Origin of the sequence: Fibrobacter sp. UBA3629 (genome assembly GCF_002374005.1) — a bacterium.
Classification (GTDB): Bacteria; Fibrobacterota; Fibrobacteria; order Fibrobacterales; family Fibrobacteraceae; genus Fibrobacter.
In genome coordinates, this window is record NZ_DFLC01000001.1 from 36,005 (window position 1) to 47,932 (window position 11,928).

An 11,928-nucleotide genomic window follows, 5' to 3' on the forward strand; every position below is an offset into this window, starting at 1 on the left:
CTAGCCGTTCACAGCAAGCACACTCCACCATTCGCCGCTTTCGCGTTCGACTTTCACCTTGAAGCCGGCTTCGTCAAACCACTTGAGAATGTAATCCTTTTCGGTCAGGAGCTGGCCCGAGATAATCAGCTCGCCACCGGGGGCAAGCAAGTCTTCGATGTCGTCACGAAGCGGCCAGAGTTCGCTACGGATCATGTTGCAGAGGATAACGTCGAACTTCGCGCCATCCTTGAACGCATCCAGGAATCCGAGGATGCAGTCGCTTTCGCCAAAGCCGTTGCGTTCAAAGTTTTCGGCAATGCAGGGAATCGTGAGTGGGTCGATTTCGGTACCGACAGCAAGCTTTGCCCCCAGGCGGCGGGCGAACATCGCGAGAATGCCCGTACCCGTACCGATATCGAGAACCGACTTGCCGTTGAAATCGATATTTTCCATGAGCGTAGCGCAGCTGCTCGTGGTATCGTGTTCGCCCGTCCCGAATGCGGTTTTCGCTTCGAGTTCCAGCACCACGGCTTTCGGGTCATCGGGAGTAAATTCCACCCAGGGCGGGCGCACCCACAAACGCGGAGAAACAGGCACCGGCTGCGCGCGGTCGCGCCACCACTTGTCCCAATCCTTTGCAGGCTCTTCGCTCAGCGTCCAGCCATATTGCGGAAACTCCGCCACAATGCGGTCACGCTCCGCCTTGTCTCCGGAGTAAAAACAAAAATCCGTGCGGCCTTCCGCCTTCGGGTCCAGTTCCTCGAGCGTCGCCACTCCCGCCTCGAAAAGCAGGTAGCTCGCGAGTTCAAAATCTTCGACAGGGCAAAAGCCCTCCGCCTTGTACCATGTTTCAACTTTCTGCATAATAAACTACAGTGACAACTGTTCCCATGCGTGACTTTGTTCGAACCAGCCGAGGATTTCGCCATCGACCTCGCCGTGCTTTTCCATGTCGTGCAACACGAAGAACGCCTTTTCGATAGGCATCGGTTTCTTGTACGGACGATCCTTCGCGGTAAGCGCCTCGAAAATATCGAGAATCGTCAGCAAGCGGACTTCCCTCGGGATTTTCTCGTTTACGAGATGGTCGGGGTAGCCCCTGCCGTTCAAAAGTTCGTGATGTTCGGAAGCCCAAGCGGCAACATCCATATACTTTTCTGGGAAATCGATTTGTTTCAAAATCCTGCGCGTCACGGTGACGTGGCTCTGGATGATGTTCCTTTCCGCGTCGTTCAGCGTTCCCTTGCGGATGGAAATATCCTGGATTTCTTCGGGGGTAAGCAGCGGATGTTCTGTCCCGTCCGTATCGCGGAATGTCACCATCCTTGCATTCTCCAGGAACGCGAGAGCTTCGTCGGGAACGAAGCCCGCGTTATTGATGCGCCTGATTTCGGCGAGGAAAAAATCCCTGTCCTGCTTGCGCTTTTCCATGTCGCACGCAGGCATCTGGTTCTTGAATACGGCGAGTTCCTCGAGCAGGTCAATCTTTTCGAAGCGGTTCTCGATGTCCTTGAGCTTCGGTCCGAGGCGGCTCGCCTTGTCCATGATTTCGAGCGGTACGGCAAGCTTGCCCACATCGTGCAGCCATACGCTCATGAGAAAATTCCTGCGGCGGTCCTCGTCGAATTTCCAGGAATGGTCCGTCGTTTCGAGCCATGTCAGGAACGCCTCGGCGATATGCACCATATTGCGCGTATGGTTCGCCGTATAGGAGGATCGCTCGTCGATGGCCTGCGAAAGCGTCTTGACGATGGAATCGAGCAGGCGCTTCGTCTGCTCCGCCGAGCGAATCTTGAGTTCCGCAAGCTCGGTAACGTCGCCGATGACGGTAACCACGCCCACCTTCTCGCCCATGTTCCGCAACACGGAAGTGATAACGTGCAGCTGGGCCATCTTGTCGCCCTTGAAATAGGGAACCAGTTTCTCGTGGACGGTATCGGAATCGTAGATGGCATCGAGGACGGTCTGGTTGAATTCGTCGTTTTCTTCGTCCCCAAAAAAGAGGCTCGCGAATTTTTTCCCTTCCATCTCCGTGCGGTCGCGGCCCAGGATCTTTTCAGCAGCGTTGTTCACGTAGCTGATGGTGCCATCAAAACGGATGGCGAGAACGCCTTCCATCATATCCTGCACGATATTCCTGCTTATGAGGTCGCGATAGTCTTTTCCCATGCAAAAAAGATAACAAGAAATTACCGGTTTTTGCAAATCGGGAACTTGTAGTAGTCGCAAAGGGCATCCACTTCGCGCTTCAGGATGGGCGAATTCTGCTCTTCCAGATAGTAGCGGCTGACAAGCGCGCTGCTGCACGTTGAATCATCGATGGCAATCCGATTTGGCCAGCCGCGGTCGGCGCACCAGTTCCACAGGTATTCCTTGCATTTGTTCCTTTCGGGGCTTTCCAGGCACTGTTCCTTGAGTTCGCTGCAGTCCGCGATGGAATTGCTCTTGAAGCCGCTTGCGATGCAGTAGCGCTTCAACCCGTCGGCATAGGCATCGGACTTGTCCTCATCGCTAATGGTGTCGGGCAGGTACACGGACCATTTATCCTCATCGTTCATCATCGCCGCCTTCACTAGCGAAGGGTAGCAGGTCTTTTCGCTCCGGTATTCGTCGTACTTGTAATACAGATGGGCGGCGTAGTTCGCCTCCACAAGGCCATAGCCATGAGATTCCATTTCCGCGGGAGTCATCCCCGAGCAATAGACATCCTGGTAAAGCCTGCACCCGCGCGAATCCCAGCTGTCGGAATTGTCGCCCGAAGTCTCGTCGCAGTTACGGAAGGCGATGTGTTCCATCGAAACTCCGTCGTCGCCTTCGACATAGAACGAGAATGTCGACTTTGCCATCCCGCTGAATACGCCCATGCCGTTTTCGATGTTGGATTCCGGGACGACGCGCGAATCCGAGACGGAGCCCTTTACTTTGCTCTCGTAGTCGATGTAGTGTTCGTCCGTCGTGTAGAACACGACCGACACAGGCCCGAGCGGCATCATCATGTTCGGCAGGAACAGCGTATCGAGCGCCTGGATTCCGGCGATGCTCTGCTTTGCCGTGTAGCCGAGATTCGCCATCTTTTCCAGCGGGTCATGCATGGAAATCCCGGTATAGCCTTCCGAATCTGGTTCCACGAGACCGCTCAACATCTTGTTGACAGTCGTATTCATCGATTCCTCGTTCTCCATGCCGTATTGCAATATGGAAATCACGCCCTTGATGGACTTGTCGTAGTCAAGAGCGCACTTGACAGTTTCCATGTCCAGCGGGAATTCCAGGAACTTGATGTGCACGGTATCGCTTCCGTCGGTTTCAACCCACTCGAAGCTACCATCCTGCTGGGGCACGCTGAGTCCCTTGACCTTCACGGGCGGCGGAATCGTCGCCTTCGCGCTATATGTCGATTTTACCGTTTGGCCCGCGCTATCCCACTTGAAAAACGCTTCCATCGTGTAAGTTTCACCGACGATACCGCGATATTCGCCCTTGGCCTGCGGCCTGGAAAAGCAGTTCGGATTTTCCGGCATCTCGGCACCGATTTCTACCACAGTGTCAATTTCGTTTCCGTTCCCGTCGCGGAATTTTCCCGAAACGGTCACGTAAGCGCTGTCATAGAACGCGAAGAGTTCCGCAGATGTTTCGTCGAGTTCATAGACCTTCGAGAAGCAGATCCTGGATTCGCCCCCATCGAGGACATAGCCGTAGGTGTAGATACCCGTATACACGTCGCGTTCCTCGGGATAGTACTCCCACGGGCCGTGGAAATCACAGGCGACCAGCAGCGCGACCGCAAATGCGCAGAGGAGTCTAGAAATAGTATTCATAGTTCAGCATAATCGGCAAAAAGGGGAACTGCGTAATTTCTGTCTTCTCGGGCGGATTCTTGCTCGTATCGTAGAAACTGTAGAACATATTGTCGTGATCGGTCAGGTTGATGATCGTCCAGCTGAAATTCCACTTGCCTTCGCGACCGACATCGATGGCCTTCACGTCGATGCGGAAGTAGTCCGTCTGGCGGCCCGCATTGCGACTTCCGGGCAGGACCGTTATTCTATCCGTATATGCCTGGTCGCCGAGTTCATGCCTGTGATAGTAGCCCTTGTATTCGCTGATGGGCATGCCGGCGGAATACTTGAGGGCAAGCGAAGAACGGAGGTAGCGGCCCTTTTTTTCGTGTTTCCAGATGGCATCCTCGTCACCCTTCCAGTTGATTCCCAGATCCATCTTCAGCGCGTAAGGCTGGTGCCAGCTCGGGAAATACGGTTTTGTCCCGTCGTTTGTCTTGAGGACGCTTATGCCCTGACTCCAGTTGACGCCGCCGAACCACCAGCCCTTATTCTTGCGCAGCGAGAGCTCGTAACCGAAGGAGTATCCTTCCGCCGTACCGAACCCGTCGGCCACCACGAAATCCTTGGATGCGGTTTCCTCGTTGCTGTCGAGAACCGCCTGGAACGTATTCAGGTTGTTCTGCGTCTTGTAATACACGCCCACGGTTGCGTCGTAATCCTCGAACAGTTCGCGCTGCGTGTATTCTGCGGCAATGAGCCATGACGAAGCGGGATCGATATGCTTGCCCTTGGTGGTGGTTGTCGCCGGGTAGTAGAACTCGTTGAGCGTCTCCTGGTCGGTATAGACAATCGAGTTCAGGTATTGCAGGTAGTAGCCGCCATAGACTTCGAGCGTCTTGGTTTCATCGAGATTCACCGTGAGCGACGCACGCGGTTCCACCCCAAAGTGTTCCGCGGCCGTCTGGTAATTGAAACGCAAACCGTATTGCAGCAACCAGTCGGGATTCATTTTCCAGGAATCCTGCACGTAGGCCACGTGGTGGAAAGGTTTCTGGATGTCGGCAATCTTCATGGAGGACATCTGTTCCTGATAGCGTTCGTAATCGTATTCCAGCTCGTAGCCCGCAGTAATCGTGTGGTTCTCGATGCCGCGGAAGTTGACCCACTGCTTGCCCGAGAAAGTGTAGAGGAACATGTCGATGGACATGAGGTCGCCCACCTTCATGGTCTGATAGAATTCGCTATAGGCAAGCGTCGCGTTGTAATCCCAGTCGCCGTTGATGCGGTGCGAGATATTCACCGGGATGGCGACGTTGCCCCAGTCCATATAGAGCGGGTCGAAACTCAGGCGGTCCTTGCCCACGTAGAAGCTGAACTTGAGGCGGGTATCCTCAGTGAAGTTGTACATGAACGTGCCCTGCAGGTCGGTAAACTCGTAATCGAGCGCGAGATCCAAAAGCCCTATAGAATTCATCAGGTCGAGCATGAACCCGATGTAGGTTGTGCGGCCTGCAATCACCCAGCGGGCGTCGCCCTTGTGGCCTTCGGTATGGAGCTGGGCCGCAAACGTGCTTATCTTGACGCTCGACTTGCTGAACCATTCCTCCACGGAATCCTGGCCGCCCGCGCGTCCGTCCATCTTGAGCACAGAACTCAGGCGGTTGCCGTACTGCGCCGGGAACCCGCTCTTGTAGAACTGCACGTCGTCGATGCCTTCCACAAGGAACGTGCTGAACAGCCCGAAGAAATGCACCGGGGAATACACGACCGCGTTGTCGAACAGGAACAAGTTCTGGTCGGCCGCACCGCCGCGCACGTAGATCTTGGAACTGAAATCGGAACTTGCCACCACGCCCGGAAGCGCCTGGATGCTCTTGATGACGTCGGCCTCGGCGAGGCCCGGCATGCGCTTGATGGACTTCGCGGAAACCACCGATTCGCCCGGTTTGCGCTTGGGCCGCTTGCGCAACTGCACCACGACCTTCTTGAGTTCGGTCACCTTCTCGTTGCTGCCAGCGGCAAGGAGGGCGTCTACATCGACATCCTTTTCGGGAGAGGAGGAACTGCCGGAGGGGCCTGCATTTGCGACTGCGGAATCGGGCTTTTGCGATGCGGATGTAGAATCACCCGGGGTCGCGTCCGCGGAATCAGAAGACGCGACATTCGCGCTATCCGATGCAACAAACCTATCGCCCAACGCCTGCGAGAAACTGCGTTCGCTCCCGGTGTAGACAAGTTCATAGCATTTTTCCTTCTCAGCACCCGCCGTATCGGAATTGGTGACGCACACATTCCAGAGCGTATCTTCAGGGAGCACGATGCTGAAAGGCGACCCGACCATAGTCTGCAGCGCCTCGCCCGACTCGAGAATTTCCACATTCAGCTTTTCGCCTGCGGCAAAGGAAGGGTCCTGCACCACGCCGTTGAAGACGATTCCCTGGACCCGCGCGGAATCTGCCGCCCCCTGCGCGAAGGCGGCGGTCGTGAGCAACAAGGCGATTATGCTAATATAAAATTTCAAAAAAATCTCGCGTTTAAAGCAAAAATAGCAAATAAGGGACCTTATTCGTCATTTAAACACCCGAAGGCACGAAAAGTGTCACCTTTTATGTCGAACTTTTTATATTTCCGCAAAAAAAATCAAAGGTGTATATGGGAATCAGGAATCACATAAGAATATCATCTTGGAAGGGCGCAGCACTGATAGGAACCATCGCTATCCTCGCAGCCTGTGGCGACAATTCCTCGAGCGGCCCGGAAGGCGACACTCCGGCAACAAGCGCTTCCACGCTCGACATAAGCAAGATGTCTATCCGCGAGAAAGTGGGGCAGATGTTCTTCGTGCGCCCCGAGGCACTTGATACGAGTATCCACTGGAACGAATATGCGGAACTCCCGGATTACAAGCTGCAGCACGTGAACAAGACCATGCTCGCGATAAACGAGGACTACCCCGTCGGCGGCGTGATTCTTTACGCGCACAACATCGTGGACGAGGCGCAGCTCGGTGAATTCATCGCCGAAATCAGGGAGTTGAACGGCAGCCCGCTCCTTGCCATTGACGAGGAAGGCGGACGCGTCGCGCGCATCGCGAACAACGGGAACTTCGACGTTCCCAAGTACGAAAGCATGGCTGCCATCGCCGAAAGCGGCGACCCGAACGAAGCCTACAAGGCGGCATTCACCATCGGGAGCTACGTGAAGGAATACGGTTTCGACATCGACTACGCCCCGGTCGCCGACGTGAACACGAATCCCGAGAACATTGTCATCGGGCCGCGCGCCTTCTCGGACGACCCCGAGACCGCCGCCAAGTTTGTGGTAAGTTACCTGAACGGCCTCGATTCCGCAGGCGTCATCGGCACGCTCAAGCACTTCCCCGGCCACGGCGACGTAAAGACCGACACGCATTCCGGCTACGCCGAGACGAACAAGACCTGGGAAGAGATGCTCGAATGTGAAATGGTCCCGTTCAAGGCCGGCATCAAGGCGGGCGCAAAGATGGTCATGACCGCGCACATCGCCGCCCCCAAAGTCACCGGCGACGATCTGCCCGCAACGCTTTCGCCCGTCATTCTGCAAGACAAGCTCCGCGGTGAACTCGGATTCAAGGGAGTCATCGTGACCGATGCGATGGACATGGGCGCCATCACCACGCAGTTCGGGAACGCCGAAGCCGCCATCAAGTCCATACAGGCGGGCGTCGACGTGGTGCTTTGCTCCCGCGAATTCACGCAGGTGTTCGATGCAGTCGTGAAGGCGGTCGAAGACGGCGAAATAAAGGAAACCCGCATTGACGAAAGCGTCAAACGGATTCTCGACTTGAAAAAGTAGAAGCAGGTTTACAGCAGTTCTTCTAGAGTCCGGAACACCGTTTCGGGCTCCACGGGCTTGCTCAAGTGCGCGTTCAGGCCGGCCTGCAGGCTGTTCTGCACATCTTCATCGAAGGCGTTCGCGGTAAGCGCGATAATGGGAATGCTCTTCGCATCTTCGCGGTCCATGGAACGGATGACGCGGGTCGCCTCGAGGCCATCCATCTCGGGCATGCGCACGTCCATGAGGATGGCGGAATAGTAGCCCGGTTCGTGCGACTTGAACATCTCTACGGCAATGCGCCCGTTCTCCGCACGCTCTGCCTTCATCTCGCGCATCGAAAGTATCATCGCCATGATTTCCGCGTTTACGGGGAGGTCTTCGGCGAGCAGTATCGTCCGTCCGGAAAGTGTCGCGCGCGGTTTTTCGTGCTGTCCGCCCGACAAGCAACGTTCGCTGCCATTGTGCGGGGACTTCTGCAGTATCACGGTAACAGTGAACTTCGAACCGACACCCTTCTCGCTTTCCACGTCGATGTGCCCGTCCATCAGTTCCACGATGCTCTTGGTGATAGAGAGCCCAAGCCCCGTGCTGCCGTGCTTGCTGGTGTAGGATTCGTCTTCCAGCGCAAAGGCCTCGAACATGCGCGGTAAAAAGTCCTTGCCGATTCCGATTCCCGTGTCCTCTATGGTAAAGCGCAGGGGGCATTCCCGAGAATGTTGATGAGCACCTGCCTGAGCTTCATCTCGTCGCCGATATAGCAGTTGGACACCCCGTCCTTCACGTTGCTGCTGTAACGGATTTTCTTGTCGTGGCACTGCGCCGTCACGATGGCGTTCACCTGTTCGAGCTCATGCGCGAACGAGAATTCTGCATTCTTGAGCGACATGCTGCCCGATTCGATGCGGCTGATATCCAGGATACCCCACAGCATGTCGGTGATGTAGTACACAAGTACGCCGAGCAAGAAGCGCCGGTAATACAGGCGGGTACGCGAATACTCCGACCCGTCCTGCTTCCGCAACACATCCCGGTTACCGATAAGCAGGAGTATTGTCGCCAAAAAAGCCTATAATCGAGTAAGTCATGACCCATTACTTCCTATTTTCTGCCGTCCAGATCATTTCTTCAAGAGTTTGGTAAAGGTGGTCCGGATTGATGGGTTTGGAAAGGTGCGCATTCATGCCCACCTGCAGGCTCCGCTGCACATCCTCATCGAAGGCGTTTGCCGTGAGCGCAATAATGGGAACCTTCTTGGCGTCATCGCGTTCCAGCTTGCGGATGGCTGCTGTCGCCTCCAGGCCGTCCATTTCGGGCATGCGCACATCCATAAGGATGGCATCGTAATAACTTTCGGGATGGTCGCGGAACATTTCCAGGGCCTTGCGACCGTTTACGGCCAGTTCCACCTGCAAGCCCCGCATCTTCAGCACTTCCATCATGATCTGCGCGTTGACATCCATGTCTTCGGCAAGGAGAACCCGCTTTCCGGCAAGTTCCACCTTGTTCTTCGCAAGCGAGGTGTGTTCCTTCTTGCGCCGGAGGGCGTTCTTGAATTCGTCCAGCAGGATTCCCGAGAACAAGGGCTTAGAAATGAAGCAGTCCACGCCGGCTGCCAGGGCCTCGTCCAGGATGTCGTCCCAGTTGTAGGCCGTCAATATGATAATGGCGGACTCGTCGCCGGTCACCTTGCGGATTTCGCGCGCCGTCTCGATGCCGTTCATCTCGGGCATCTGCCAGTCAACCACAATCAGGTTGTAGGGCTCGCGTCTCGCGTGGCGGAGTTTCGCCATCTCCACCGCTTCCTTGCCCGTAAGCACCGTGTCGGTGAGGATTCCCGCCTTGCCGAGCACGAGTTTCGCGTGCCCCAGGGCAATCTCGTCGTCGTCCACCACCAGCACGCTCATTTCGCTCGGGTGGATTTCGATTTCGTCGTCGGTCGCCTGCTTGCGCATGCTGTCGTTGAGGGTGAGCGTCACGCAGAACGTGGTCCCCTTGCCCTTTTCGCTTTCTACATCGATCTTACCGTTCATCATGTCGACGATACCCTTGGTAATCGCCATGCCGAGGCCACTGCTGCCGTACTTGAAATCCGTGGTGGCGTTTTCCTGGGTGAACGTGTCGAAAATCTTGGGCAGGAATTCCTTGCTGATGCCGATACCGGTATCGCTAATCTTGAAGACGAGCGTGGACTTGTTGTCGAACGCAGCAATCTTTTCCACGTTGAGGTCGATGTTTCCGCCCTTCGGGGTGAACTTGACCGCATTGCCCAGGATATTGATGAGAATCTGGCGAATCTTGGTGACGTCGCCGACGTAGTAGTCGTCCAGGCTGCCCGCCACATGGCACGAATAGTTCAGGCCCTTGGTACGGCTCTGGTCGTCGATGATGGTGTTCACCTGCTCCAAAAGCTTGGGGAACGAGAACTCCTCGCTGTTGATCTTCGCGCGGCCACTCTCGATGCGGCTCATGTCCAGAATCTCGTTGATGAGGCTCAGCAGGTGTTCTGCGGAGGAGCCGATCTTTTCCAGGTAGCCGCGCGTCTTCGACGAAATCTCGGGTTCGTGCAGCGCAAGGCTGTCGAGGCCGATAATCGCGTTCATGGGCGTGCGGATTTCGTGGCTCATGTTGGAGAGGAATATGGTCTTCGCCTTGCTCGCCTCTTCTGCCGTCTTGAGCGCATCGGAAAGCGCCTGGTTCTTGGCAAGGGAATCGCGCATTTCCTCGTCGATATCGGAAAATCCAAAACCTACAATGCGGAGCGGTGCATCCGGGGCGTCGCCGGCATTGTGCACGCCCGCCATGCGCAGCATTTCGTAGCTCTCCTTGCCGCCATGGTTTGCTAGGTAGCGCAAGGTATAGATCTTGTTCTTCGCGACACCCGCGCGCACGTTTTCGGGCTGTATAAAGGCGAGGAACTTTTCGCGGAATTCCGGAGCGACGAACTTTTCGGCATAGGTTGAAAAATTTTCCAGGTAGCCGATTTCGTCCCCTTCCTTGAAGGGCGCGGGAACGGAGCCGTCCTTGCGGTAGCATATCGCCATTCCGGTATCCAGGTTCAGGTAGTATACGCTGCGGTAATCTGACGCAAGCGCGGTAATCATGTTACGCTGTTCGTTCCTCTTGCGTTCTTCTTCAACTAACTTCTGCTGGAGCGCAAGCTGTTCTTCCAGTTTTTCCTGCTTGATGCGGCTTTCGGCATCGGCCACCTCTTTTTCTAACTTGAGTTGAGAGGTACGCCTGATTTGCATAAAGAGGAACAGGAACACGGTCAAGAGCACTAGCGCGATAATTCCGGATAGCAGAAGGCTGCGTTCCAAAATGTCTTCCGAAATGGAACCGATTTGCTCGGAGATGACGCTTTCGCGGATAAGGTAGGTCAGCATCCAGTCCGTAGAATGGATGGGAACATAGTACATAGTTTCACGGATGCCGTTATACTCGAAGGAAACGACGCCCGCCTCGTGGTTCGCGAAGTCGGAGCGCATCTTTTCCATGGAGAAGCCTTTTTCGAAGTTGGCTTTTTCCATGGCGGCAAGCAGATTGTCGCCGCTCGCAAGCCCACCTAGCACCAGGTTCGTAAGCGAATTGCCTGCCTTCGAGTAGATGTTGCAAAATGTAATTCCCTGCCGGTCGGATTCCAGCGAAATACCTTCCAGCATGCGGTTCATGTCAATTTCCATGAAGCACACGACCAAAACCCGACCATTAAAGGCAAGACGGTCCACAGGCACGGCAATGACAACAGTCTTCTTTTCTTCACTGTTTTTCTTTAATGAAATTTCGGATTTTGCCAGGGTCCTGTAATCGAAATTGTAGAGGTCAATGTCGGTGCGCGTACCGCGGGATGTGTAGATGAGACCCGCAGTGTCCACGAAGGCGAACTTTTCTAGACCGTACAGTTGCTTCATGCGGAGCTGGTAGCTCTGCAAGCTTGCGGTACTTGCGAGGTCTTCTTTTGAAAGCAGGCCCACCGCCACATCCAGGTCGTTGATGTAGCCGTTCAATTTCGACGCCACCACCTGTTCGCGGCGGTTCGCGAGTTCGTTCATAAAGAGGAGCGTTACGTTTCGCACGGCCTTTTCCGTATCTCCGCTCGCATGGCGACCCGTGAAGATTGTCCCCAGCACAAGGATGATAACGATGATGGGGGCCACGATAGTGGCGATACTTACAATCCCGATTCTTTTTTTCGTTTCCATAACATTGTCCTGTTAAAACTTTACCGTACCCACTGCGCAAGTGTTTCCGTGAGCATGCCGACATCGATGGGCTTTGCCAGGTGAGCGTTCATGCCGGCTTCTTTCGACTTCTTGAGGTCATCGCCAAAGGCGTTCGCGGTCATGGCGAT

General features: G+C 55.2%; 8 protein-coding genes. 1 reads left to right on the forward strand and 7 read right to left on the reverse strand.

Annotated features, from left to right (window positions below):
• From B2310_RS00165 to B2310_RS00180, 4 genes are read right to left on the reverse strand one after another with little or no spacing between them, the layout of a single operon-like run.
• A complete protein-coding gene (locus B2310_RS00165; RefSeq protein ID WP_290727791.1) occupies positions 1–846 on the reverse strand; it encodes a 50S ribosomal protein L11 methyltransferase in 846 nt (281 codons plus the stop codon).
• A gap of 6 nt (positions 847–852) precedes the next feature.
• A complete protein-coding gene (locus tag B2310_RS00170) occupies positions 853–2,151 on the reverse strand; it encodes an HD domain-containing phosphohydrolase (RefSeq protein WP_290727793.1) in 1,299 nt (432 codons plus the stop codon).
• A 20-nt stretch (positions 2,152–2,171) separates the two neighbouring features.
• Complete coding sequence (locus tag B2310_RS00175; RefSeq protein WP_290727795.1) at positions 2,172–3,800, reverse strand: hypothetical protein; 1,629 nt, start codon at positions 3,798–3,800, stop codon at positions 2,172–2,174.
• Positions 3,784–6,285: a TonB-dependent receptor plug domain-containing protein gene (locus B2310_RS00180; protein ID WP_290727797.1), complete on the reverse strand. Its 2,502-nt coding sequence runs from the start codon at positions 6,283–6,285 to the stop codon at positions 3,784–3,786. Before B2310_RS00180 ends, B2310_RS00175 begins: the two co-directional genes overlap by 17 nt.
• A gap of 131 nt (positions 6,286–6,416) precedes the next feature.
• On the opposite strand from B2310_RS00180, the gene nagZ reads away from it, so the two are divergent.
• Positions 6,417–7,598, forward strand: coding sequence for a beta-N-acetylhexosaminidase (gene nagZ, locus B2310_RS00185; protein WP_290727799.1), 1,182 nt, complete (start codon positions 6,417–6,419; stop codon positions 7,596–7,598).
• 8 nt (positions 7,599–7,606) lie between these two features.
• Here nagZ and B2310_RS00190 read toward each other — a convergent pair whose 3' ends face one another.
• From B2310_RS00190 to B2310_RS00200, 3 genes are read right to left on the reverse strand one after another with little or no spacing between them, the layout of a single operon-like run.
• Entirely contained in the window at positions 7,607–8,341 is a 735-nt protein-coding gene (locus tag B2310_RS00190; RefSeq protein ID WP_349679630.1) for a response regulator, read from the reverse strand.
• Positions 8,263–8,640, reverse strand: coding sequence for a sensor histidine kinase (locus tag B2310_RS00195; RefSeq protein WP_290727804.1), 378 nt, complete (start codon positions 8,638–8,640; stop codon positions 8,263–8,265). Before B2310_RS00195 ends, B2310_RS00190 begins: the two co-directional genes overlap by 79 nt.
• A 31-nt stretch (positions 8,641–8,671) precedes the next feature.
• The gene (locus B2310_RS00200; protein WP_290727806.1) at positions 8,672–11,779 is read right to left on the reverse strand and encodes a response regulator; all 3,108 of its coding nucleotides are present in this window, start codon (positions 11,777–11,779) and stop codon (positions 8,672–8,674) included.
• Positions 11,780–11,928 lie beyond the last annotated feature (149 nt).